Source organism: Nonomuraea sp. NPDC049758, from assembly GCF_040674635.1.
Lineage (GTDB): Bacteria > Actinomycetota > Actinomycetes > Streptosporangiales > Streptosporangiaceae > Nonomuraea.
Genome location: NZ_JBFAMZ010000002.1, coordinates 409,487 through 433,582, shown reverse-complemented (window position 1 = coordinate 433,582; position 24,096 = coordinate 409,487). Strand labels below are relative to the sequence as shown.

The following is a 24,096-nucleotide window of genomic DNA, read 5'->3' as shown; positions in this document are numbered from 1 at the left end:
GAGGCCGCCTCGGTCCCGGCCGTCCCCGAGGCGCCCGTCGCCCGGCACGGCATGTTCGGCGCGCACGACTCCGGCGACACCTCCGGCTACGGCGGTCTCGTCGTCCGCCGGGCGCCGCAGATCTCCACGCCCCGCCCGTACGGCGGCTACTTCGACGAGCTGGTCGACGCCCTCGCCCTCGACGACGCCATCGAGCGCGTCGTGGTCGACCGCGGCGAGCTGACTCTGCACGTCCGCCGCGAGCGCCTGGTGGAGGTCTCGCAGAAGCTGCGCGACGACCCGGCCCTGCGTTTCGAGCTGTCGCTCGGCGTCTCCGGGGTGCACTACCCGCACCTGAAGGGCGAGGAGCTGCACGCCGTCTACCACCTGTGCTCGATCACCCACAACAGGCGCGTGCGCCTGGAGGTCAGCGCACCGGACACGGACCCGCACATTCCATCGACCGTGGGCGTTTACCCTGGTCATGACTGGCATGAGCGGGAGACGTACGACTTCTTCGGAATCGTCTTCGACGGCCATCCGTCGCTCACCCGGATCATGATGCCGGATGACTGGGACGGTCACCCGCAGCGCAAGGACTACCCGCTCGGCGGCATCCCGGTCGAGTACCGGGGCGCCACCATCCCCTCGCCGGACCAGAGGAGGTCTTACTCATGAGCACCGCTTATGACGAGGCGACAGAGGGCAAGGTCTACTCGGTCACCGGCGGAGACTGGGACGAGGTCGTCGGCGGCGCGCGCGACACCGAGGAAGAGCGCCTGGTCGTCAACATGGGCCCGCAGCACCCGTCCACGCACGGCGTGCTCCGCCTGGTCCTGACGCTCGACGGTGAGACGGTCACCGAGGCGCGCAGCGTCATCGGCTACCTGCACACCGGCATCGAGAAGAACATGGAGTACCGGACGTGGACCCAGGGGACCACGTTCGTGACCCGCATGGACTACCTCTCGCCGATCTTCAACGAGACCGCGTACTGCATGGGCGTGGAGAAGCTGCTCGGCATCACCGACCGCGTGCCCGAGCGGGCGCAGGCCATCCGCGTGATGATGATGGAGCTCAACCGCATCGCCTCGCACCTGGTCGCGATGGGCACGTTCGGCATGGAGCTGGGCGCGACCACGCCGTTCCTGTTCGGCTACCGCGACCGTGAAATGATCATGGACCTGTTCGAGTACATCACGGGTCTGCGCATGAACCACGCCTACGTCAGGCCGGGCGGCGTCAGCGTCGACCTGCCCGCGGGCGCGGTCGACAAGGTGGGCGAGTTCCTCAAGGAGATGCCCAAGCGGATCAAGGACATCCGCAAGCTCCTCGACGAGAACCCCGTCTACGTGCGCCGCACCAAGGACGTGGGCTACCTCGACCTGACCGGCTGCATGGCGCTCGGCATCACCGGCCCGATCCTGCGCGCCGCCGGGCTGCCCTGGGACCTGCGCAAGTCGCAGCCCTACTCCGGCTACGAGACGTACGAGTTCGAGGTCGCCACCGAGCGCGGCTGCGACGTCTACTCGCGTTACCTCGTGCGCATGCGGGAGATGGAGGAGTCGCTCAAGATCATCGAGCAGGCTCTCGACCGCATCGCCGGCCCGCTCAAGGGCGACCCGGTGATGATCGAGGACAAGAAGATCGGCTGGCCCGCGCAGCTCGCGCTCGGCCCCGACGGCTTCGGCAACTCGCCCGACCACATCGCGCACATCATGGGCAGCTCGATGGAGGCCCTGATCCACCACTTCAAGCTGGTGACCGAGGGCTTCCGGGTCCCGGCCGGCCAGGCGTACGCGAGCATCGAGTCGCCCAAGGGCGAACTCGGGGCGCACGTCGTCAGCGACGGCGGCACCCGCCCGTACCGCGTGCACTTCCGCGAGCCTTCCTTCTGCAACCTGCAGGGCTTCCCCGCCATGGCGGAGGGCGGCCAGGTCGCCGACGTGATCGCCGCGGTGGCTTCTATCGACCCCGTCATGGGAGGTGTGGACCGGTGACTTACTCACCGGAAGTCCGCGAGCGTCTCGAACAGGACGCCAAGGAGATCATCGGCCGCTACCCCAAGACGCGGTCCGCCCTGCTGCCGCTGCTCCACCTCGTGCAGTCGGCCGACGGCTACGTCTCCGACGACGGCAAGGAGTTCTGCGCCGAGATGCTGGGCCTGAGCAAGGCCGAGGTCACCGGCGTGGCCACCTTCTACACGATGTACAAGCGCAAGCCGGCCGGCGACTACCACGTCGGCGTCTGCATCAACGCGCTGTGCGCCGTCATGGGCGGCGACGAGATCTGGGACGAGCTGTCCGAGCACGTCGGCGTCGGCCACGAGGAGACCACCGGCGACGGCAAGATCTCGCTGGAGCGCCTGGAGTGCAACGCGGCCTGCGACTTCGCCCCGGTCATGATGGTCAACTGGGAGTTCTTCGACAACCAGACCCCAGACTCGGCCAAGCAGCTCGTAGACGACCTGCGTGACGGCAAGGACGTGCGGCCGACCCGCGGACCGAAGAAGCTCTGCACCTTCAAGGAGGCCTCGCGCGTGCTCGCGGGCCTGCCCGACGACCAGGCGGGCGACGGCCCATCGGCCGCCGGCCCCTCGCTGGAGGGCCTGAAGGTGGCCAAGGCCAACGGATGGAAGGCCCCCGAGGCATGAGCACCACACTGACCCCGGTCCTGACCGCCAACTGGGACCAGGCCGACTCCTTCACCCTCGACGGCTACGGCGGTGACTACAAGGCGGCCAAGAAGGCGCTGGGCATGGACCCCGACGCCGTCATCCAGGCGGTCAAGGACTCCGGCCTGCGCGGCCGCGGCGGCGCGGGCTTCCCCACCGGCATGAAGTGGGGATTCATCCCGCAGGGCGACGGCAAGCCCCACTACCTCGTCGTCAACGCCGACGAGTCGGAGCCGGGCACCTGCAAGGACATCCCGCTGATGATGGCCAACCCGCACTCGCTGGTCGAGGGCGTCATCATCACCGCGTTCGCGATCAGGGCCAACTACGCCTTCATCTACGTGCGCGGCGAGGTGCTGCACGTCATCCGCCGGCTGCACGCGGCCGTGCGCGAGGCGTACGAGAAGGGCTTCCTGGGCGAGGACATCTTCGGCTCCGGGTACAACCTGGAACTCGTCGTGCACAGCGGCGCCGGCGCGTACATCTGCGGCGAGGAGACGGCGCTGCTCGACTCGCTGGAGGGCTTCAGAGGTCAACCGCGACTCAAGCCCCCGTTCCCGGCCGTGGCGGGCCTGTACGCCTCGCCGACTGTCGTGAACAACGTCGAGTCGATCGCCAGTGTTCCCTCGATCATCAGCAACGGCGCCGACTGGTTCGCCTCGATGGGCACCGAGAAGTCCAAGGGCTTCGGCATCTTCTCCCTCAGCGGCCACGTCACCAGGCCCGGCCAGTACGAGGCCCCGCTCGGCATCACGCTGCGCGAGCTGCTCGACATGGCCGGCGGCATCCGCGAGGGGCACCAGATCAAGTTCTGGACCCCGGGCGGCTCGTCCACGCCGATCTTCACCGACGAGCACCTCGACGTGCCGCTCGACTTCGAGGCCGTCGGCGCCAAGGGCTCGATGCTCGGCACCCGCGCGCTGCAGATCTTCGACGAGACCACCTGCGTGGTCCGCACGGTGCTGCGCTGGACCGAGTTCTACGCCCACGAGTCCTGCGGCAAGTGCACGCCGTGCCGCGAGGGCACGTACTGGCTCAAGCAGGTGCTCAAGCGCCTGGAGAAGGGCCAGGGCACCGAGGAGGACCTGTCCACGATCACCGACATCGCGGACAACATCCTCGGCCGCTCGTTCTGCGCCCTCGGCGACGGCGCGACCAGCCCGATCCACTCCTCGGTGAAGTACTTCCGCGAGGAGTACCTCAAGCACTTCGAGATCGGCGGCTGCCCGTTCGACCCGAAGAAGTCCACTCTCTGGGGTGAGCAGTGACCGTCGTAGAAACAGAAACCACCCTGGTGACCCTCACCATCGACGGGTTCCAGGTCAGTGTCCCCAAGGGCACCCTGATCATCAGGGCCGCCGAGCTGCTGGGCATCCAGATCCCCCGGTTCTGCGACCACCCGCTGCTCGACCCGGCGGCCAACTGCCGCCAGTGCCTCGTCGACATCCCCGACGCGGGCAACGGCCGCGGCTTCCCCAAGCCGCAGCCGTCCTGCGCGATCGAGGTCGCCGAGGGCATGGTCGTGCAGACCCAGCTCACCTCGCCGGTCGCCGAGAAGGCGCAGCGCGGGGCCATGGAGCTGCTGCTGATGAACCACCCGCTCGACTGCCCGGTCTGCGACAAGGGCGGCGAGTGCCCCCTGCAGAACCAGGCCATGTCGAACGGCCAGGGCGAGTCGCGGTTCCAGGAGCAGAAGCGCACGTTCCCCAAGCCGCTGCCGCTGTCCACGCAGGTGCTGCTCGACCGTGAGCGCTGCGTCCAGTGCGCCCGCTGCATCCGCTTCTCCGACCAGATCGCCGGCGACCCGCTCATCGAGTTCTTCGAGCGCGGCGCCAAGGAGCAGGTCCGGGTCGCCGACGGCAAGCCGTTCAACTCCTACTTCTCCGGCAACACGGTGCAGATCTGCCCGGTCGGCGCGCTCACCGGCGCGGCCTACCGGTTCCGGGCGCGCCCGTTCGACCTGGTCTCCACGCCCAGCGCGTGCGAGCACTGCGCGTCGGGCTGCTCCCTGCGCACCGACCACCGGCGCGGCCGGGTGACCCGCCGCCTGGCGGGCAACGACCCGCAGGTGAACGAGGAGTGGAACTGCGACAAGGGCCGCTGGGCCTTCTCCTACGCCACTCAGCCCGACCGGCTCAAGACGCCTCTGGTGCGCAACGAGGAAGGCGTGCTCGTGCCCGCCTCGTGGCCGGAGGCGCTGGCGGTCGCCGCCGAAGGTCTGGCCGCCGCCCGCGGCAGGGCCGGCGTGCTGGTCGGCGGCCGGGTCACGGTCGAGGACGCCTACGCCTACAGCAAGTTCGCCCGGGTCGCGCTGGGCAGCAACGACATCGACTTCCGCGCCCGTCCGCACTCCGCCGAGGAGGCGCAGTTCCTTGCGCACGCGGTCGCCGGCAAGGGCATCGAGATCAGCTACACCGACCTCGAGAAGGCTCCGGCCGTGCTGCTCGTCGGGTTCGAGCCCGAGGAGGAGTCGCCGATCGTCTTCCTGCGCCTGCGCAAGGCGTGGCAGAAGAAGGGGCTGAAGGTCACCGCGATCGCGCCGTTCGCCTCCGCCGGGCTGGCCAAGATGGGCGGCACGCTCATCGCCACCGCCCCGGGCGCCGAGGCCGACGCGATCGGCGACCTGGTCGGCACGCTGGCCGAGGGCACGATCGTGCTGGCCGGCGAGCGGCTGGCCACCGTGCCGGGCGCGCTGTCGGCCCTGGTCCGCCTCGGCGCCGGCTCCGGCGTCCGGCTGGCCTGGGTGCCGCGCAGGGCCGGTGAGCGCGGCGCGCTCGAAGCCGGCGCGCTGCCCAACCTGCTGCCGATCGGCCGTCCCGTGGACGACGAGGCCGCCAGGACCGAGGTCGCCAGGGTCTGGAACGTGGGCTCGCTGCCCGCCGTGCCCGGCCGCGACACCGACGGCATCATCGCCGCCGCCCGCGCCGGCGAGATCGACGCGCTGGTCGTGGCCGGCGTCGACCCGCACGACCTGGCCGACCCGGCCGCCGCGCTGGAGGCGCTGGAGAACACGCCGTTCATCGTCAGCCTGGAGATCCGCGCCAGCGCCGTCACCGACCGCGCCGACGTGGTGCTGCCGGTCGCGGCGGTGCAGGAGAAGAGCGGCACGTTCGTCAACTGGGAGGGCAGGGGCCGCTCGTTCGAGGCGCCGCTGCGCGTGCCCGGCCTCCAGAGCGACCTGGCCGTCATCGGCAACCTCGCCGACCGCATGGACGTGCACCTCGGCCTGCCGGACGCCAAGGCCGTCCGGCGCGAGCTGGCCAGCCTCGGCGCCTGGCGCGGGGTCCGCGTCGCCGCGCCGAGCACCGCCACCCGCGCCCAGGCCGCCCCGGCGGCCGGCGAGGCCCTGCTGGCGACCTGGCACCTGCTGCTCGACGAGGGCAGGCTCCAGGACGGCGAGCCGTACCTGGCCGGCACCGCCCGCGCCACCGAGGCGCTGGTGTCGGCGGCCACGGCGGCCGAGATCGGCGTCATCGACGGCGACAAGCTCGTCGTCGGCGGCCCCGGCCCCAACGCGGTCACGCTGCCGGTCCGCGTCGCCGACCTGCCCGACCGGGTGGTCTGGGTGCCGGCGAACTCCGGCGGCTGCTCGGTCACGCGCGACCTGCGCGCGCTGGCCGGCGACATCGTCACGATCGGGAGCGCATCATGACCCACGTTCTCGCGGCCGATCCCACCCTTGCCGACTTCGGCAAGGACCCGCTGTGGATCACCATCATCAAGGCCGTGATGCTGTTCGCCTTCCTGATGCTGGGCATCCTGTTCGGCGTCTGGTACGAGCGCAAGCTGATCTCGCGGATGCAGCACCGCTACGGCCCCAACCGGGCCGGCAAGTTCGGTCTGCTCCAGTCGGTGGCCGACGGCATCAAGATGGGTCTGAAGGAGGACATCTTCCCGCGGACCGTGGACAAGGTGCTCTACCTGCTGGCCCCTGTGATCATGGTCGTGCCGGCGTTCCTGGCCTTCTCGATCGTGCCGTTCGCGCCGATGGTCAACCTGTTCGGCGTCCAGACGCCGCTGCAGCTCGTCGACCTGCCGGTGGCGGTGCTGTTCATGCTGGCCATGGGCGCCATCTCGGTCTACGGCGTGGTGCTGGCCGGCTGGTCGTCGCGCTCGCCGTACGCGCTGCTGGGCGGTCTGCGGTCGGCGGCGCAGGTGGTCTCGTACGAGATCGCGATGGGCCTGTCGTTCGTGGCGATCTTCCTGTTCGCCGGGACGCTGTCCACCTCCGAGATCGTCAAGGCGCAGGGCGAGCAGGGCTGGTTCGTCTTCCTGCTGATCCCGTCGTTCGTGATCTACGTGATCTGCATGTTCGGCGAGGCCGCCCGAATCCCGTTCGACCTCCCCGAGGGCGAGGGCGAGCTGGTCGGCGGCTTCCAGACCGAGTACTCCTCGTCCCTGAAGTTCGCCCTCATCATGATGGGCGAGTACCTGCACACCTTCACCGCCTCGGGCATCGCGGTCACCCTGTTCCTGGGCGGCTGGCGGGCCCCGTGGCCGATCTCCCTGTGGGACGGCGCCAACACGGGCTGGTGGCCGGTGCTGTGGTTCTTCATCAAGTTCGTGCTGACCTTCAGCTTCATCGTGTGGGTGCGTGCCTCGCTGCCGCGCGTGCGCTACGACCAGCTCATGTCCCTGGGCTGGAAGGTGCTGATCCCGGTGAACCTGGCCTGGATCCTGCTCGTCGCCGCGGCTCGCAACGTGGTCGTCAACGAGGGCAACAAGACGGTCGGCATCGTGATCGGCGCGGTCATCGTGGTCGGCGCGCTGGCCATCTGGATGCGGTTCGACACCGTCAACCAGCGGCGCAAGGAGGCGCGCAAGGCCGAGGTGGAGGCCGAGTTCGAGCAACTGTCCGACGAGCCGACGGCCGGCGGCTTCCCTGTGCCGCCGCTCGATCTGCCGCACTACCACGGGGTGCAGCACAAGGAGATTCCCAGTGGGACTAACTGATTGGCTGAACCCCGTCAAGGGCTTCGGGGTCACCTTCCACACGATGTTCAAGAAGCCCGTCACGACCAACTACCCGGAGGTCAAGAAGCCGACGGCTCCTCGCTTCCACGGTCGTCACCAGCTCAACCGCTGGCCGGACGGGCTGGAGAAGTGCGTCGGGTGCGAGCTGTGCGCGTGGGCGTGTCCGGCGGACGCGATCTACGTCGAGGGCGCGGACAACACCGACGAGGAGCGCTTCTCGCCGGGTGAGCGTTACGGGCGCACGTACCAGATCAACTATCTGCGGTGCATCCTGTGCGGCCTGTGCATCGAGGCCTGCCCGACCCGCGCGCTCACCATGACCAACGAGTACGAGCTCGCCGACAGCAGCCGCGAGAGCCTCATCTACACCAAGGAGATGCTCCTCGCGGACCTGACGCCGGGCATGGAGCAGCCGCCCCACCCGATGCGTCTCGGCGAGACCGAAGAGGACTACTACCGGCTGGGACGAACCAATGGGTGAGACCATCACATTCTGGGTTCTCGCCGTCGTATCCGTCGGCGCGGCGCTCGGCATGGTCTTCAACAGGAAGGCCGTCTACTCAGCGCTGATGCTCGGCACCGTGATGCTCTGCCTCGCGGTGCTCTACGCCGTCCAGGACGCGCCCTTCCTCGCCGCGGTGCAGATCATCGTCTACACCGGCGCCATCATGATGCTGTTCCTGTTCGTGCTCATGCTGGTGGGCGTGGACTCCTCCGACTCCTTCGTGGAGACGCTGAGGGGCCAGCGCTTCTGGGGCGCCCTCGCGGCCCTCGGCTTCGCCGTCCTGATCATCCTGGCGGTCGGCAACGCGGTCTTCTCCGGTGAGGCGGGCCTGGCACAGGCCACGGCGCAGGGCGGCTACGTCCGCTCGATCGCGCTGCTGCTGTTCACCAAGTACGTCTTCGCGTTCGAGGTCACCTCGGCCCTGCTGATCACCGCCGCCCTGGGCGCGATGGTCCTGGCGCACCGGGAGAAGTTCACCGAGAAGGCCACGCAGAAGGACCTCTCGCGCGCCCGGTTCCTCGGCGAGCGTCCCTCGCCGCTGCCCGGCCCCGGCACCTACGCCAGGAACAACGCCATCGACATGCCGGCGCTGCTGCCCGACGGCTCGGTCGCGGAGTCGTCGGTCAACCGCTACATCGCCCGCTACGACGTCGAGCACGGCCACCTCCCCGAGGACCCGAAGCTCGCCGAGGCCATCAAGCACACGGCCGAGGATGACGCCGAGGAGACGACCAACGAGGTGACCAAGTGACGACCCACTACCTGATCCTGTCGGGTGTGCTGTTCGCGATCGGCGCGCTCGGCGTGCTGATCAGGCGCAACGCGATCGTGGTGTTCATGTGCGTCGAGCTCATGCTCAACGCCTGCAACCTCGCGTTCGTCACCTTCGCCAGGCAGAACGGCAACCTGGAGGGCCAGATCATCGCGTTCTTCGTGATGGTGGTGGCCGCGGCCGAGGTCGTCGTCGGCCTGGCCATCATCGTGACGATCTTCCGAACCCGCAGGTCCGCGTCCGTCGACGACGCCAACCTGCTGAAGTACTAAGAGGTGACTGGTGGAATCTCCTGCTGAGATCGTCCAGCACACCGCCGGTGGCGCGATCGGGGTCTCCTGGTTGATGATCGCTCTCCCCTTGTTGGGGGCGTTCATCCTCCTGGTGTTCAACCGGTTCACCAACCGGTGGGGCCACCTGCTGGGCGTGGCCATGTCCCTCGCCTCGTTCGTCGTGGCTGTGCTGGCGTTCTTCGAAATCCTCGGACTCGGGGACGATCAGCGTCGCCAGGCCGTGCATCTGTACGAGTTCATCCCCGGCATGGTCGACATGGGGCTGCTCATCGACCCGCTGTCGATCAGCTTCGCCCTTCTGATCACTGGTGTCGGATCGCTGATCCACATCTACTCGATCGGCTACATGTCGCACGACGAGCACCGGCGCAGGTTCTTCGCGTACCTGAACCTGTTCGTCGCCGCGATGCTCCTGCTGGTGCTGTCCGACAACTACGTCGGGTTGTTCATCGGCTGGGAGGGCGTGGGTCTCGCGTCCTACCTGCTGATCGGGTTCTGGCAGTTCAAGCCCTCGGCGGCGGTCGCGGCGAAGAAGGCGTTCGTCGTCAACCGCGTCGGTGACTTCGGCCTGCTGGTCGGCATGTTCATCATCTGGACCACGTTCGGCACGCTGAGCTTCGGCAAGCTGACGCACGCGGTCGTCTCCGGCCAGGGCGACGGCACGCTCACGGCGATCGGACTGCTGCTGCTCCTCGGCGCGTGCGGCAAGTCGGCGCAGCTCCCGCTGCAGTCCTGGCTCCTGGACGCCATGGAGGGCCCGACCCCGGTCTCGGCCCTGATCCACGCGGCGACCATGGTCACCGCCGGCGTCTACCTGGTCGTGCGGTCCGGCGCGTTCTTCGAGGCGTCCGACGTCGCCTCGCTGGTCGTGACGATCGTCGGCGTGGCCACGCTGCTCGCCGGTGCGATCATCGGTTGTGCGAAGGACGACATCAAGAAGGGCCTGGCCGGCTCGACGATGTCGCAGATCGGCTACATGATGCTCGGCGCGGGCCTCGGCCCGGCGGGTTACGCCTTCGCCATCGCGCACCTCATCGCCCACGGCTTCTTCAAGGCCGACATGTTCCTCGGCGCCGGATCGGTCATGCACGGCATGAACGACGAGGTGAACATGAGGAAGTACGGCGGCCTGCGCAAGTTCATGCCGATCACGTTCGTCACGTTCATGGTGGGCTACCTCGCCATCATCGGCTTCCCGTTCCTGTCCGGCTTCTACACCAAGGACGGGATCATCGAGACGGCCATGGAGCACGGCGCCTGGATGGGCTGGCTGGCCGTCCTGGGCGCGGGCATCACCGGCTTCTACATGTCGCGCATGATCTTCATGACGTTCTTCGGCGAGAAGCGCTGGGACAAGGAAGCACACCCGCACGAGTCGCCCGCGGTGATGACCCTGCCGCTGATCCTGCTGTCGGTCGGCTCGGTCGTCCTCGGCTACTTCCTCATCAACGACAACCGCCTGATGAAGTTCCTCTCGCCGGCCGTCGGCCTGCCCGAGAAGCTGCCGGCGTTCCACGTGTTCAGCACCACGACGGTGGGTCTGGCGACGCTCGTGCTCGTGGCCATCGGCGCGGCCTACGCGTGGATGCGCTACGGCCGCGCGCAGGTGCCGGTGGTGCAGCCGCGCGGCTCCGTCCTCACCACGTTCGCCCGCCGTGACCTCTACGGCGACGCCCTCAACGAGTCCCTGTTCATGCGCCCCGGCCAGTGGCTGACCCGCATCGCGGTGTTCTTCGACAACCGCGGCGTCGACGGGCTGGTCAACGGTCTGGCGGCAGGCATCGGCGGGAGCTCGGGTCGCCTGCGCAGGCTCCAGACGGGCTTCGCGCGAACGTACGCGCTGTCCATCCTGATCGGTGCCGCCCTGCTGACCGGCGCCCTGCTCCTCGTTGGGAACATCTGATGTCACCCTGGCTCCCGATAATCATGGCGGTGCCCGTTGTGGGCGCCATCGTGGTGGCCCTGCTTCCCAAGGGCGGCGACAAGCTGGCCAAGCAGGTCACGCTGGCGGTCTCGCTGCTGACGATGGTGCTGACGGGCGTCATGGCCGCCGGGTTCAAGCCCGGTGGCGAGCGCTTCCAGTTCAAGGCGGAGTACGACTGGATCCCGAGCTTCGGCGTGAAGTTCGGGGTCGGCGTCGACGGCGTCGCCCTGGTGCTGATCGCCCTGTCGGTCGTGCTGGTGCCGATCGTCGTCCTGGCCTCCTGGCACGACGCCGACGGCGTCAGGACCGCGGACGGCACGCTGGTCACGCCCAAGCGGTCGGTCAAGACGTACTTCTCGCTGCTGCTCGTCCTTGAGACGATGATGATCGGCGTCTTCGCGGCGACCGACGTCTTCCTCTTCTACGTGTTCTTCGAAGCCATGCTGATCCCGATGTACTTCATGATCGGGTCGTACGGCGGCGCCCAGCGGTCGTACGCGGCCGTCAAGTTCCTGCTGTACTCGCTCTTCGGCGGCCTGCTCATGCTGGTCGCGGTCATCGGCCTGTACGTGCTGGCGAACAAGGGCACGTTCATGTTCGAGCCGCTCGTCGGGGCCATCAAGGACCCGACGACGCAGAAGTGGCTGTTCGGCGGCTTCTTCATCGCCTTCGCCATCAAGGCGCCGCTCTGGCCGGTGCACACCTGGCTGCCCGACGCGGCCGCCCAGGCCCCGGCCGGCGCCGCCGTGCTGCTCGTGGGCGTGCTCGACAAGGTCGGCACGTTCGGCATGCTCCGCTTCTGCCTGGAGCTGTTCCCCGACGCGGCCAAGGCGTTCACGATGCCGATCGTCGTCCTGGCGGTCATCAGCATCATCTACGGCGCGATCGTGGCCATCGGCCAGACCGACATGAAGCGGCTCATCGCCTACACGTCGATCTCGCACTTCGGCTTCATCGTGCTCGGCGTCTTCGCCATGTCGTCGGTCGCCCAGTCCGGTGCGGCCCTCTACATGGTCAACCACGGCTTCGCCACGGGCGCGCTGTTCCTCGCCGCCGGGTTCCTCATCGCCCGGCGCGGCTCGCCGTTCATCGCCGACTACGGCGGCGTCCAGAAGGTCGCCCCGGTGCTCGCCGGCTTCTTCCTGGTCGCCGGTCTGGCCGGTCTCTCGCTGCCCGGACTGTCGTCCTTCGTCAGCGAGTTCATGGTGATGATCGGCACGTACTCCAGCGAGGCGCACGGCTCCGGCGCGCTGACGGTGGCCGCGATCATCTCCGCGGTGGCCGTGATCCTGGCCGCCGTCTACATCCTGTGGATGGTCCAGCGCACGCTGAACGGCCCGACCGCCGAGCCGGTCAAGGCGTTCAAGGACCTCAACGCCCGGGAGATCTGGGTGCTGGCGCCGCTGGTCGCGCTGATCATCGGGTTCGGCTTCTTCCCCAAGCCGCTGCTCGACGTGATCAACCCGTCCGTGCAGCAGACGCTGACCAACGTGCACGTACCCACTGCCACCATCGCTGAGAAGGGGACAGGTCAGTGAACGACGTCATCCCAGCGCCGACGATCGAGTACGGCACGCTGGCGCCGTTGCTGATCATCTTTGGCGCTGCCTGCATCGGCGTGCTCGTCGAGGCGTTCGCGCCCCGCTACCTGCGCAAGTCCATCCACGTCCCGCTCACGCTGCTCAGCCTGATCGGCGCGTTCGCCCTGGTGATCCTCCAGGTCATGCGCGGCGTGCCCACCCAGGCCGCCGCCATGGGCGCGGTCGCGGTGGACGGTCCCGCGCTGTTCATCTGGGGCGTGATCATCGTCCTGTCGTTCGTGACGGTGCTGCTGATCAACGACGAGGGCCACTTCGTGGCCTCGGCGGCGGCGGTGCCGGGCAGCGCGGACGAGGAGGAGGCCGAGGCGGCCGACAACGGCGCCGGGCAGACCGAGGTCTACCCGCTGGTGCTGTTCGCGGTCGGCGGCATGCTGCTCTTCCCGGCCTCGCACGACCTGCTGACGATGTTCGTGGCCCTTGAGGTCATGTCGCTGCCGCTGTACCTGCTGTGCGGCCTGGCCCGCCGGCGCCGCCTGCTGTCGCAGGAGGCTTCGATGAAGTACTTCCTGCTCGGCGCGTTCTCCTCGGCGTTCTTCCTGTACGGCACCGCCATGATCTACGGCTACGCGGGCACCGTCTCGCTGCCCGGGATCAACGCCGCCCTGGCCAAGGGCGCGCTGCTCGACCCGCTGCTCATGGCCGGGCTCGCGCTGCTCGGCGTCGGCCTGCTGTTCAAGATCGGCGCCGCGCCCTTCCAGGCGTGGAAGCCCGACGTCTACCAGGGCGCCCCGACCCCCATCACCGCTCTCATGGCCTCCGGCACGCTCGTCGCGGCCGTCGGCGCCCTGCTGCGGGTGTTCTGGGTCGGTCTGGGCAACCTGGACTGGAACTGGCGGCCGGTCATCTGGGCCGTCGCGGCCCTGACGATGATCGTCGGCTCGATCCTGGCGATCACGCAGACCGACATCAAGCGCATGCTGGCCTACTCCTCCATCGCGCACGCGGGCTTCCTGCTCGTCGGCGTGATGGCGACGTTCGGCTCGGCCGGGCAGAACGCCCAGTCGCTCAAGTCGATCCTGTTCTACCTGGCGGTCTACGGCATCACCACGGTCGGCGCGTTCGCGGTGGTCACGCTGGTGCGCGACCCCGGCGGCGAGGCAGGACACCTGTCGCGCTGGGCCGGGCTCGGCAAGCGTTCGCCGGTGCTGGCCGGGGTGTTCGCCTTTTTCCTGCTCGCCTTCGCCGGAATCCCGCTGACCAGCGGCTTCTTCGGCAAGTACGCCGTGTTCGCGGCCGCGCTGAACAGCGGCACGCAGCCCGGCGACTCGATGGGCGGCTGGATGGCCGGCCTGGTCGTGGTGGGCGTGGTGGCCTCGGCCATCGCCGCGTTCTTCTACGTCCGGGTGATCGTGCTGATGTTCTTCAGCGAGCCCGCGGCCGACGGCCCGGCGATCTCGGTGCCCAGTATGGGGACCGTGGCCGTCATCGCCGTTTCCCTGCTGGTTACCGTAGGAGTGGGGCTCTACCCGGAGACCCTCCTCGGTGTCGCCAACGACGCCGCTTCGGCTCTGTTCATTAGATAAGGGGATCTCGTATGTCTGCGCCGCCCGTGGTTGACCTTCCCATTGAGGACGAACGGTTGGCGCAGGACGTGGCCACCGGATTGGCCGCGGTCGAGAAGCTCCTGCGCTCGTCGGTGGAGAGCGAGGACGCCTTCGTCACGGAGGCGTCCAAGCACCTCATCGAGGCGGGCGGCAAGCGGTTCCGCACACTGATGGTGCTGCTCGCGGCCCAGTTCGGCGACCCGTCCGCGCCGGGTGTCGTGCCCGGCGCGGTGGTCATCGAGCTGACCCACCTGGGCTCGCTCTACCACGACGACGTCATGGACGAGGCCCCCGTGCGCCGGGGTTCGCCCTCGGCCAACGCCCGGTGGGACAACACCGTGGCGATCCTCACCGGCGACTACCTGTTCGCCCAGGCCTCGGACCTCCTGGCCGACCTCGGCCCCGAGCTCATCCGCATCCAGGCCCAGACGTTCTCCCGCCTCGTCCAGGGGCAGATCCGCGAGACGATCGGCCCGCGCGACGGCGAGGACCCCGTCGGCCACTACCTGAGCGTCCTGGCCGACAAGACGGGCTCCCTCATCGCCGCCTCCGGCCGGTTCGGCGCGCTGCTGTCCGGCGCCCCCGCCGACGTCGAGGAGCGGCTGAGCCGCGCCTGCGAGGCCGTCGGCGTGGCCTGGCAGCTCGGCGACGACCTGCTCGACGTGGCCTCCTCGGGCGCCCAGTCGGGCAAGACCCCCGGCACCGACCTGCGTGAGGGCGTCCACACCCTGCCGGTCCTCTACGCGCTCACCAGCGGCGAGCAGTCGCGGCTGACCGAGCTGCTGTCCGGCCCGGTGCCGGAGGAGCACGTGGAGGAGGCGCTCACCCTGCTGCGGGGCCACCCGGCCATGGAGCGGGCCCGCGCCGAGCTGACCGCGTGGGTCGACCGGGCCCGCGTCGACCTCTCCGCCCTGCCCGACATCCCGGCCAGGGCGGCGTTCCTAGCTCTCTGCGACTACGTGGTCGAGCGTTCGGGCTGACCGCCTGACCCGGGCGGCCGTCCGTGCCGCCCGGAGGCTGTCGTAGGTGAAGATGGCCAGGGCCAGCCACACGATCGAGAACCCGATCCACCGGCTGGGCGGCATGACCTCGCCGGCGATCGTCACCCCCACGATGAACTGCAGGATCGGCGCGATGTACTGCAGCACCCCGACGGTGCTCAGCGGCACCCGGATGGCTGCCGCGCCGAAGAAGATCAGCGGCACGGCCGTGATGATCCCGGCCCCCACCAGCAGCAGCGCGTGCCCGAGGCCCTGCTGCCCGAACGTGGCCTGCCCCGCGAACTCCAGATAGATCAGGTACCCGAGCGCCGGCAGCAGCAGCACCAGCGTCTCGACGGCCAGGCTCTCGGTGGCGGCCACGTTCGCCTGCTTCTTGGCCAGCCCGTACACGCCGAAGCTGACGGCGAGCGTGAGCGCGATCCAGGGGAGCCTGCCGTAGTCCAGGGTCAGCACGACCACCGCCAGCGCCGCGAAGCCGACCGCCGTCCACTGCAGCGGACGCAGCCGCTCCCGCAGCACCAGCACCCCGAACAGCACGCTGACCAGCGGGTTGATGAAGTACCCGAGGGCGCTCTCGACCACGTGGCCGGTGTTGACCGCGTAGATGTAGGTGCCCCAGTTGACGGTGATGACGATGGCGGCGATCGTCAGCAGGACGAGCTTGCGCGGCTGCCGGGCCAGCTCCCTGAACCAGCTCCAGTGCCGGCGCACGGCCAGCACGACGGCGACGGCGACCAGGGACCAGACCATCCGATGAGCCAGGATCTCCACGGCTCCGGACGGTTTGAGCAGCGGCCAGTACAGGGGGAACAGCCCCCACATGGTGTAGGCGGCGATCCCGAACAGTACACCGCGCCGAAGGTCAGGCATGTAACCCATTTTCGGGCCTTACCAGCTTAAATACAAATGTGTGTCACTATACGGGAATGTTTAGGCGTCCTTAACTGTTCGGGCGTTGTGTAGGCGCAATCCCGCCACCCACGCCACGCCGCCGCCCGCGGCGCTTGCGTAGGGTGGAGACACCTGATGGAGGTGGCACGATGGGCTGGCTGTTCGGCGGTAACAAGACATCGATGGTCCGTCCCGAGGACGCTCTGCCGGGCCGCTCGGAGGCGATGCCCGTGCCCGCGCGGCACGCGGTCCTCGACGCCCCGCTCGCCCCGCCGTACCCCTCGGGCCTGGAGGTGGCCGACTTCGGGCTGGGCTGCTTCTGGGGGGCCGAGCGCAAGTTCTGGCAGACGCCCGGGGTGGTGACGACAGCCGTCGGCTACCAGGGCGGCTACACCCCCAACCCGACGTACGAGGAGGTCTGCAGCGGCCTCACCGGGCACACCGAGGCCGTCCGGGTGGTGTTCGACCCGGCACAGGTGTCGTACGAGGAGCTGCTGAAGGTCTTCTGGGAGAACCACGACCCGACCCAGGGCATGCGGCAGGGCAACGACACCGGCACGCAGTACCGGTCGGCGATCTACTACCACTCGCCGGAGCAGGAGAAGGCGGCGGAGACGTCCCGCGCCGCCTACCAGCAGGTCCTCACCCACGCCGGCTACGGCACCATAACCACCGAAATAGCCCAAGCCAAGCCTTTCTACTACGCCGAGGACTATCACCAGCAGTACCTGTACAAAGTCCCCAACGGCTACTGCGGAATCGGTGGAACGGGTGTGGCCTGTCCGGTCGGCCTGACCTCCGGCGAGGCGTAGACCTGCGGAAATAGCTAGATCTGGCCCATGGTCGCCCGGCACGTCCGGCGTCGATCATGGGCCAGAGCCGTCTTCGGCGACAACCTTCCTCACAGGTTCAAGGGCTCGCTGCGCCGGCCACGGGGCCGGCGGCCCCGACGATGAGCTTCAAGTTTCTGCCGTCCCGCTTCGGGTGCTCGGGCCTGGGGGCCCTGCGCTCCGGGTCGGGTTGCCAGCGATCTACCCGGGTTGCTCCCTGTGGTGGAGGCTGGCGTGTTTCGTGGCCGTGTCAGGCGCTTCGAAGGTGCTTCCTCCTCCCCTGTCTGGTCTCCGCCTGTAGGTTCGCGGCCAGTTCATCCAACGTCGCCCCGCAACGGACGTTGGACAGTCCGCTTGCACAGGGCACGGGCTGCTTCCGAATGGCCACCCAGCCTGCGGCCATGTCCTGAACCTTCCATGCCGGGTACTGGGCGATCAGCTTCGCCAAGGTCATGGGCACGGGTGCGCTCCGGCGAGCGGCGTACAGATTTGCTGAGACCCCCGTAGTTGGGCGTAGCGGAGAGCGATTCGGTGAGCGGCCCGAGCGGGTTCGGTGGAGGGGTGCCAGGCGTAGATGACTCGCTGTCGTCTCGCATCCCATGCCGATCGCCACCAGTAGCGCCCGTCGTGACACCAGACGACCAATCCGACCCAGACGGACACCAGCGCCAGGCCGTAGCCGTCGTGCACGTCTGCGGAGACTCCCCGGGCGGCGAGGGCGTTGGCCAGGGCGGCGGCGGCGTGAGTCTCCGGTGCGAGCGAAGGGCGGCTCACAACGCCTCCTCTGCTGTCTCCTGCTCCTTCAGCTGCTCGGCGAGATGGACGATGTCGTCCGCGTCGATCGTCTGGGACAGGCCGTGATCTACTTCGCGCGGGGACAGGCGACGACCGTTCCGGGTGGCCCAGAGACGGCCCGCAGAACTACGCCAAATGCACCAACCGGGAAATGCCGCTTGGAGGTCTTCGAGAATCACCGGAGTGGACATGCGATCAGCGTGCTTACCTGAGCGTGACAAACCCACCGCGTTATCAAGACGTCCAGGACGTTACAGCGTTACGCTCCGAACGTCCCTGACGTCCTCCAGTTCGAGGTGTGCCGTGGCCAACGTCCCCCTGCGCAGCGCCATGCTGAACGCCCAGGTCACGAACCAGCACTTGGCCGACCGGTGTGGCGTGGACGTCAAGACGGTGGAACGCTGGCTGCAGGACGAAACCCGCGTTCCGCACATGCGGCACCAATGGGCAGCCGCAGAGGCACTAGGAGTTGAGACAGCCGTGCTATGGCCGGATGCAATTCGCAATACGGTGAAAACTGGGCCGGATAAGGAAGTCTTGACCGTCTATCCGTATCGCTCCGCATGTCCGAAATCAATCTGGCGCAATCTCATCAGCTCGGCGCGCAACGAGATCGTCTTCGCCGGTTACACCAACTACTTCCTGTGGCTGGAACACCCCAATCTCGCGAAGGTGCTCAAGCGGAAGGCGCAGCAGGGCTGCAAGATCCGGTTCCTCGTCGGAGATCCGGAGAGTGAGGTGACGCGCCACCGCGAGGACGTGGAGAACGTTCCGCTGACCGTCTCCACGCGCATCCGGATCACTCTGTCGGAAATCGATCAGCTACGCGACGTTGCCGGTGTCGAGGCCCGGTTCGGTGACGAGCACATCGCCATGAGCGTGTTCCGGTTCGACTCGGAAATGCTCGTCACGCCGCACTTGGCGAAGCTCGTCGGTCACGACTCGCCCATGTTGCACTTGCGGCGGTTTCAGGACGACGGCCTGTTCGATCGGTTTGCTTACCATGCCTCTGAGCTGTGGGGCAACGGCCGCGACGTGTGGCAGCAGCCCCAGCCCGCAGGCCCGATCCTGGGTGACTAACTGAGCGACAATCGGCTCGGACGGCCTTGGAACCGAGGGGCCGCAGTACCAGGTGGGAGCGGATATCGAGCGTGGTCCCGCTCCCCTCGTGAGGTGTCTGGCGTCCAATGCGCTCACTATGGCTAAGACCTCCGGCTCTGAGCGTTTCCTGCACCGGGCCGAGAACTTCCGGCGATCGTATGCGGGGCCGTCGTCCAGCGCTTTGCGCTCGTTCGACGAGCGTCTTCACACCACTCTGATCTAGGGGGATCATGGTTCGCATCGCTGTGTCCGGCCATCGGGGCTTGCCGGAGGAGACCGCCGTACTGATCGACGGGGCGGTACGCCAGGCGCTCGCGGAGTACGGTCCTGAAGTCGCCGGGTTGTCCTGTCTGGCGGACGGGGCTGATCAGATCTTCGCTCGCGCGGTACTTGACCTCGGCGGCGTGCTGGAAGCCGTGATCCCTGCCAAGGAGTATCGGGATGGGTTGCCGGGCGAGTGCCAGGCTGCTTACGACGAGTTGCTGGGCCGGGCGGTCCGAACTCACAGGCTGGACTTTGTGGAGTCCACCTCGGAGTCGCACATGGCGGCCAGTGCGCGGATGCTGGACGAGGCCGATGTGTTGTTCGCCGTCTGGGACGGGCAGCCTGCCCGAGGTTATGGCGGGACTGCTGACGTGGTGGCCGAGGCGCGGCGGCGGGAGATGCCTGTGCGGGTGATCTGGCCTGATGGGGCCCAGCGAGATTAGGAGCCTCTAGACGCTAGGTGCCTGCATCGATGAGAAGAAGTCCGTCATGATGCACGACCCCATCGGGATCCTGTCGTGCCGCCGCGCATACGGCTGCCTGATCCAGGTGGCTCTCGCCGGCCCCTGCCGTCTGACGCACGATCGCCTGGACCAGAGTGCTCTTGTCGACATGCCGGGCGCCATTGATCACCACTGCATGGGTGTCGGTGAGGGCTTCCATCGCCATGGCCTCCGCGCGACGAGGAAGACCGTGAGTTCGTCCGTGTCCGGAGCGGAGATTACTCCACACCGACATGCTCTGATGGCAGATTTGCCGCACACCTCTTGGCAGATCTGCCGCATATTGTCTGGCTGATCTGCCGAGCCGAGGCCGCCGAAGCACTGTCAAGGGTGCCGCCCGCTTCGGTCTTGCACCACAGGACGCGCCGACGCCTGCACCGAAGCGCTATCGACAGCAGTGCCTGTACACAGTCACCAACGGCTACTGCGGCATCGGCGACAAGGGTGGCGTCTGTCCGGTTGGGCTGACGTCCGATGGCGTGATCAGCGTGACCTGCCCCATGCTGAGTCGCCCACGGGTGGACAAAAGGTCAACTAAGCTCTTCCGGTGATTTCCTGCCGTGCGATCGTCCCTGCGGAGCTGGACCGTGTGACCTCGTGGGTCGTGACGGAGCCCGTCGGTTGGATCTCCGCCGACCGTTACCTCGCAGAACTGGCCGAGAACATGTACCGGTCGGAGTGGACGTGGATCGCCGAGGTCGGTGACCGGGTCGTGGGACGTGCGCTGTGGTGGGGGCCGAGGGGCAGCGCGTACCCGGTCGCGCTCGACTGCCTGGACGTGGATCCCGCAGTGGGTGAGCGCATCGTCGTCGCCACCGAACTGATGAGGGCCGCACTGGCAGTGTTCCCGCAGCCGGTGCAGTACGCGATCAAGGCGTCCGGCGGCTGGCGTGACGATCCGGTCACCTCGGCGGCTGTGGAATGGCGGCGAACGGCAGCACACGCGGCCGGCCTCACCCGGGAGGTCGAGCGGCTGCAGTTCGAGTGGGCGCCGACCGACGGGGTGCCCCCAGTGGCTGGGGCGCTGCGGTTCGCCGAGGCGTCCGATGAGGAGTTCCTGGCGGTGTTCAGGAGAATCGCCGAGGGCAGTCTGGACTTTCAGACCCGAACGAACGTGGCGGCCAAAGGCGTGGACGCGACCGCGCGCGAAGAGATGGACTTCTATCTCGGCGCGCCAGGCAAGCGGGAGTGGTGGCGGATCGCCTACACGTACGAGGGCGAGGTGGCAGGCATGGCGATCCCCTCGGCGACGCCGTACAGCGTGAACGTCGGATATCTCGGGGTGGTCCCGGAGTTCCGGGGGCGCGGATACGTGGACGAGGTACTCGCCGAGATCACCCGCATGCATGCGGCCAACGGAGAGGCGCGCATCACAGCCACCACCGACGTGGGCAACGCGCCGATGGCGGCCGCGTTCCTGCGCGCCGGGTACCGCAACACGGAGATCCGGATCAACCTCTCCAACGACCTCCAGTCCTGAGGACTTGTTGCCGGGGGCGGAGCACTACCAAGAGCAATGTACAGAGCCACCAACGGCTACTGCTGCGGCATCGGCGGCACGAGCGTGCCTGTCCGGTCGCCCTGACTTCCGGCGAGGCGTAGACCTGCAGAGAAAGCTAGATCCTGACCCATGGTCGCCCGGCACGCCCGGCGTAGATCATGGGTCAGCGCCGTCTTCGGCGACAGCCTTCATCGCAGGGGCAGGGCGGTGCCGGGCTGCTAGCGATCGTGCTTGCGTTTATTTCGTCTGTTGCGGATACTGCGAAGAGGGGGTGACGTCATGACTGACGTGCAGGCCAAGCGAGTTCAGCCGGGAAGCATCGATGCCGAGGTGGCCGCTCGTGCGGTCCGCCGGATCAAGGATTACCTCATGCGGTATCCCGAGCAGCCGACCGTGCAGGTCGTTGGCGAGCACGGGGGAGAGGACCCCTTGATCCTGCCTCGTGAAGCAGTGACTCTGCTTGCCTTCATCCTTGCCCAAGCAGCGGAAGGGCGCGGAGTCACGGTGATTCCATCGCATGCTGAGCTGACGACACAGCAAGCGGCGGACATGCTGAACGTCTCACGCCCGTACGTCATCAAACTTCTGGAGACGGGAGAAATTCCCTTCCGGTTGATCGGCAAGCACCGCCGAATCAAGAACGAGGATCTCCAGGAGTACAAGCGTCGCGATGACGCCAAGCGCCGGACCGCGGCCGACGAACTCGCTGCGCTGGGGCAAGAGTTGGGCATCTGAGCCATGACATTCGTGGTGGTCTACGACGCGAACGTGTTGTACGGCAACACCCTGCGTGACCTGCTCATTCGTCTCGCCATGACAGGACGGGTGCAAGCCAGGTGGACCAACGGCATCCTTGACGAGATGCAGCGCAACCTCGCCGCCAACCGGCCCGACATTCCTGCGGAGAAGCTCGACAAGCTCCGTTGCCTGATGAACTCCGCTGTCCGAGACTGCCTCGTCGAGGGATATGAGCCACTGATCGAAGGGCTGAAACTACCCGACTCCGATGATAGGCATGTGCTGGCTGCGGCGATCAAGGTGGGCGCGAAGGTCATCGTTACGTCGAATCTCAAGGACTTCCCTGCCGCCTACTTGGCTCCATGGGATATCGAGGTGAAGTCACCCGATGACTTCGTGCTGGACCAAATCGACCTGGACGGAAGGGTCGTCTGGGCTTGTGTGCAGCAGATCGCGGACTCACGGACCAGCCCGCCGGAGACCGTTGATGATGTGCTCGACGCTTTGGAGGCGGCGGGCCTCGTCGAAGCGGTCGCTGCCCTTCGGGCCGGCTGAAGTCCCCCAACTGGATCTGTGGCGCGAAGCCAAGCGCTACCACCAGCAGTACCTGTACAAAGTCCCCAACGGCTACTGCGGAATCGGCGGAACGGGCGTCGCCTGCCCGGTCGGCCTGACGTCCGGCGAGGCGTGAGCCGAACGTCAGGCCCAGGCGTCGCACTTCTGTGCAGATAGATATACAGTTCATGTATGACTGTTCTGCACGACGCTACTGAGCTGAGCGTCACAGAGGCGGCCCAGCGAGGGGTTGCCCGCCTAGTGGCTGATGCGGAGCAGGGGACCGATCTGGTGGTCACCCGTCGGCGTCAGCCAGTGGCGGCCGTGGTGAGTATCCGCCGGCTCAATGAGCTGGAGGAGGCGGCGGCTGATCTGCGTGATCTGGCGCTGGTGCTCGCCCGGTCGGTTACGGACACGGGGGAGCGGGTCTCACTCGATGAGGTGCTTGCTGCTTTCGGGCATACTCGCGAGTCGCTGTCCGCCATCCCGGACGATGAGTGAATCGTGTCCGACGTCGCCTTCACGGCGCCGGCGGTCGACGACCTTCGGCGGATCGGCCCAGACGCGGTACCCAAGGTGCTCAAGAAGATCCTTCTCCTGCTGGACAACCCTGAAGCTGGTTATCCGCTTGGCGGGGAACTGACCGGTTTCCGGAAGCTGGTGGTCGGTCGCAACACCTGGCGTGTCGTCTACCGCATCACCGAGGACAAGTCGGTGGAGATCTGCGAGGTGTGGGCTGTCGGTGAACGTGCCGACGCCGAAGTGTACGAGGAGGCGACGGCGAGAGTCCGGGAGGCGGGTGCAGGTCGTCCCGAGATCGTCCAGCTCGGCCAGGTGATCGAACGCCTCGGCGCACTGGCCGATCACATTCGGGTGGAGAAAGCATCTCCCAGGGAACCCGTTCCAGACTGGCTCGCAGACCGCTTGATCTACACGGTCGGGATGGCGCGTGAGGATGTTGCCGCTCTTGACCTTGAAGAGGCGGTCGACACGTGGGCTGAGTACCGGTCCAAGCTTCGTTAGGTCGCGCATCTACCGCCTGAAGCAAAGCGCTACCACCAGCAGTACCTGTACAAAGTCCCCAACGGCTACTGCGGCACGGGCGTGGCCTGTCCGGTGGGCCTGACCTCCGGCGAGGCGCAACCTGCGGAGATGGCTCGATCCTGGCCCGTGATCGCCCGGCACATCCCGCGTCGATCACGGGACAGAGTCGTCTGTCAACCTTCAGTTGATGCTTGACGGTTTGGCATCGGTTGATGCTTCACACCGTGCCTAGATCTCGTAGTCGATGTGGCCGCTGGCTCGCAGCCGGTTGACCTCCTTGACGATGGTGCGCGGGTGGGCCGACAGCAGCTCGCCCTCGAACAGCACCCGCAACTGCGTCTTCTCCAGGACAACGGTGACGACCTTGCCCCGGTGCACCTGGCCGACCTGGACCTTGCAGCCGGCCACCTTCAGGCTCCCGTTGCTGGACACCACCCGCTCCACCCGCGGGAAGCGGCCAGGAGCGGCTGGAGGTGTGCTGGTCAGCCGTACGCCGTGCAAGCGTCCGCGCTGCGCCGGGGCCAGCGGGAACGGCTTGGTGCGCACCAGCACCCCATCGGCGATCACCTGGACGGTTCGCGCATCGATCCGCAAAGTTAGTGAGCAC

General features: G+C 67.6%; 25 protein-coding genes and 1 pseudogene. 22 read left to right on the top strand and 4 right to left on the bottom strand.

The annotated features are described in order from the left end of the window. The first annotated feature begins 51 nt into the window (after positions 1–51). The 13 genes from AB0J46_RS06500 to AB0J46_RS06440 all read left to right on the top strand — a co-directional run bounded on the left by AB0J46_RS06500 (position 52) and on the right by AB0J46_RS06440 (position 15,246). A complete protein-coding gene (locus AB0J46_RS06500) occupies positions 52–657 on the top strand; it encodes an NADH-quinone oxidoreductase subunit C (protein ID WP_364328028.1) in 606 nt (201 codons plus the stop codon). Beyond that, complete coding sequence (locus AB0J46_RS06495) at positions 654–1,979, top strand: NADH-quinone oxidoreductase subunit D (protein ID WP_358290248.1); 1,326 nt, start codon at positions 654–656, stop codon at positions 1,977–1,979. The genes AB0J46_RS06500 and AB0J46_RS06495 overlap by 4 nt, the downstream gene beginning before the upstream one ends. Next, positions 1,976–2,632 carry an NADH-quinone oxidoreductase subunit NuoE gene (nuoE, locus tag AB0J46_RS06490; protein WP_364327294.1) on the top strand — a complete coding sequence of 219 codons (657 nt, stop codon included), beginning with the start codon at positions 1,976–1,978 and terminating at the stop codon, positions 2,630–2,632. The genes AB0J46_RS06495 and nuoE overlap by 4 nt, the downstream gene beginning before the upstream one ends. Then, the gene (nuoF, locus tag AB0J46_RS06485) at positions 2,629–3,921 is read left to right on the top strand and encodes an NADH-quinone oxidoreductase subunit NuoF (protein ID WP_352322509.1); all 1,293 of its coding nucleotides are present in this window, start codon (positions 2,629–2,631) and stop codon (positions 3,919–3,921) included. Before nuoE ends, nuoF begins: the two co-directional genes overlap by 4 nt. Beyond that, entirely contained in the window at positions 3,918–6,305 is a 2,388-nt protein-coding gene (locus AB0J46_RS06480) for an NADH-quinone oxidoreductase subunit G (RefSeq protein WP_364327291.1), read from the top strand. Before nuoF ends, AB0J46_RS06480 begins: the two co-directional genes overlap by 4 nt. Further along, positions 6,302–7,606 (top strand): NADH-quinone oxidoreductase subunit NuoH, encoded by a 1,305-nt coding sequence (gene nuoH, locus AB0J46_RS06475; RefSeq protein WP_352322507.1) that lies wholly within the window; start codon positions 6,302–6,304, stop codon positions 7,604–7,606. The genes AB0J46_RS06480 and nuoH overlap by 4 nt, the downstream gene beginning before the upstream one ends. Next, on the top strand, positions 7,593–8,108 hold the full coding sequence (gene nuoI, locus AB0J46_RS06470; protein WP_352357245.1) for an NADH-quinone oxidoreductase subunit NuoI: 516 nt from the start codon (positions 7,593–7,595) through the stop codon (positions 8,106–8,108). The genes nuoH and nuoI overlap by 14 nt, the downstream gene beginning before the upstream one ends. Next, positions 8,101–8,883 (top strand): NADH-quinone oxidoreductase subunit J, encoded by a 783-nt coding sequence (locus AB0J46_RS06465; protein ID WP_364327287.1) that lies wholly within the window; start codon positions 8,101–8,103, stop codon positions 8,881–8,883. Before nuoI ends, AB0J46_RS06465 begins: the two co-directional genes overlap by 8 nt. Next, positions 8,880–9,176, top strand: a complete 297-nt coding sequence (gene nuoK, locus AB0J46_RS06460; RefSeq protein ID WP_352322504.1) for an NADH-quinone oxidoreductase subunit NuoK — start codon at positions 8,880–8,882, stop codon at positions 9,174–9,176. The genes AB0J46_RS06465 and nuoK overlap by 4 nt, the downstream gene beginning before the upstream one ends. 73 nt (positions 9,177–9,249) lie before the next feature. Beyond that, complete coding sequence (nuoL, locus tag AB0J46_RS06455; RefSeq protein ID WP_364328025.1) at positions 9,250–11,100, top strand: NADH-quinone oxidoreductase subunit L; 1,851 nt, start codon at positions 9,250–9,252, stop codon at positions 11,098–11,100. Then, the gene (locus AB0J46_RS06450) at positions 11,100–12,659 is read left to right on the top strand and encodes an NADH-quinone oxidoreductase subunit M (RefSeq protein ID WP_364327284.1); all 1,560 of its coding nucleotides are present in this window, start codon (positions 11,100–11,102) and stop codon (positions 12,657–12,659) included. Before nuoL ends, AB0J46_RS06450 begins: the two co-directional genes overlap by 1 nt. Further along, positions 12,656–14,245 (top strand): NADH-quinone oxidoreductase subunit NuoN, encoded by a 1,590-nt coding sequence (gene nuoN / locus AB0J46_RS06445; RefSeq protein ID WP_357966364.1) that lies wholly within the window; start codon positions 12,656–12,658, stop codon positions 14,243–14,245. The genes AB0J46_RS06450 and nuoN overlap by 4 nt, the downstream gene beginning before the upstream one ends. Positions 14,246–14,256: 11 nt before the next feature. Further along, positions 14,257–15,246 (top strand): polyprenyl synthetase family protein, encoded by a 990-nt coding sequence (locus AB0J46_RS06440; protein WP_364327281.1) that lies wholly within the window; start codon positions 14,257–14,259, stop codon positions 15,244–15,246. Here the strand turns inward: AB0J46_RS06440 and rarD are convergent. Further along, positions 15,208–16,137: an EamA family transporter RarD gene (gene rarD / locus AB0J46_RS06435; protein ID WP_364327278.1), complete on the bottom strand. Its 930-nt coding sequence runs from the start codon at positions 16,135–16,137 to the stop codon at positions 15,208–15,210. The genes AB0J46_RS06440 and rarD overlap by 39 nt on opposite strands. Before the next feature lie 170 nt (positions 16,138–16,307). Between rarD and msrA the strand changes: the two genes are divergently transcribed. Further along, positions 16,308–16,970, top strand: coding sequence for a peptide-methionine (S)-S-oxide reductase MsrA (gene msrA, locus AB0J46_RS06430; protein ID WP_364327275.1), 663 nt, complete (start codon positions 16,308–16,310; stop codon positions 16,968–16,970). Positions 16,971–17,758: 788 nt separating this feature from the next. Here msrA and AB0J46_RS06425 read toward each other — a convergent pair. Beyond that, entirely contained in the window at positions 17,759–17,974 is a 216-nt protein-coding gene (locus tag AB0J46_RS06425; RefSeq protein WP_364327272.1) for a hypothetical protein, read from the bottom strand. A gap of 112 nt (positions 17,975–18,086) precedes the next feature. Here AB0J46_RS06425 and AB0J46_RS06420 point away from each other — a divergent pair, with 112 nt between their 5' ends. Both AB0J46_RS06420 and AB0J46_RS06415 read left to right on the top strand, forming a co-directional pair. After that, positions 18,087–18,863: a hypothetical protein gene (locus AB0J46_RS06420; protein WP_364327269.1), complete on the top strand. Its 777-nt coding sequence runs from the start codon at positions 18,087–18,089 to the stop codon at positions 18,861–18,863. Between the two features lie 251 nt (positions 18,864–19,114). Then, complete coding sequence (locus AB0J46_RS06415; RefSeq protein WP_364327266.1) at positions 19,115–19,591, top strand: hypothetical protein; 477 nt, start codon at positions 19,115–19,117, stop codon at positions 19,589–19,591. Positions 19,592–19,604: 13 nt separating this feature from the next. On the opposite strand, the gene AB0J46_RS06410 is transcribed toward AB0J46_RS06415, so the two are convergent. Further along, complete coding sequence (locus tag AB0J46_RS06410; protein WP_364327263.1) at positions 19,605–19,811, bottom strand: hypothetical protein; 207 nt, start codon at positions 19,809–19,811, stop codon at positions 19,605–19,607. A 444-nt stretch (positions 19,812–20,255) separates the two neighbouring features. Here AB0J46_RS06410 and AB0J46_RS06405 point away from each other — a divergent pair, with 444 nt between their 5' ends. The 6 genes and pseudogenes from AB0J46_RS06405 (at position 20,256) to AB0J46_RS06380 (ending at position 23,468) form a co-directional block, all read left to right on the top strand. Then, positions 20,256–21,131, top strand: coding sequence for a GNAT family N-acetyltransferase (locus AB0J46_RS06405; protein WP_364327260.1), 876 nt, complete (start codon positions 20,256–20,258; stop codon positions 21,129–21,131). A gap of 300 nt (positions 21,132–21,431) precedes the next feature. Beyond that, a complete protein-coding gene (locus tag AB0J46_RS06400) occupies positions 21,432–21,887 on the top strand; it encodes a helix-turn-helix domain-containing protein (RefSeq protein ID WP_364327257.1) in 456 nt (151 codons plus the stop codon). A gap of 3 nt (positions 21,888–21,890) precedes the next feature. Further along, complete coding sequence (locus tag AB0J46_RS06395) at positions 21,891–22,445, top strand: PIN domain-containing protein (RefSeq protein ID WP_364327254.1); 555 nt, start codon at positions 21,891–21,893, stop codon at positions 22,443–22,445. A gap of 28 nt (positions 22,446–22,473) precedes the next feature. Then, positions 22,474–22,581: pseudogene (locus AB0J46_RS06390) on the top strand (peptide-methionine (S)-S-oxide reductase); the annotation flags it as partial. Positions 22,582–22,637: 56 nt separating this feature from the next. After that, positions 22,638–22,946: a type II toxin-antitoxin system prevent-host-death family antitoxin gene (locus tag AB0J46_RS06385; RefSeq protein WP_237103413.1), complete on the top strand. Its 309-nt coding sequence runs from the start codon at positions 22,638–22,640 to the stop codon at positions 22,944–22,946. Between the two features lie 3 nt (positions 22,947–22,949). Then, positions 22,950–23,468 carry a type II toxin-antitoxin system RelE/ParE family toxin gene (locus tag AB0J46_RS06380; RefSeq protein ID WP_364327251.1) on the top strand — a complete coding sequence of 173 codons (519 nt, stop codon included), beginning with the start codon at positions 22,950–22,952 and terminating at the stop codon, positions 23,466–23,468. 249 nt (positions 23,469–23,717) lie between these two features. On the opposite strand, the gene AB0J46_RS06375 is transcribed toward AB0J46_RS06380, so the two are convergent. Then, on the bottom strand, positions 23,718–24,056 hold the full coding sequence (locus tag AB0J46_RS06375) for a hypothetical protein (protein ID WP_364327248.1): 339 nt from the start codon (positions 24,054–24,056) through the stop codon (positions 23,718–23,720). Positions 24,057–24,096 lie beyond the last annotated feature (40 nt).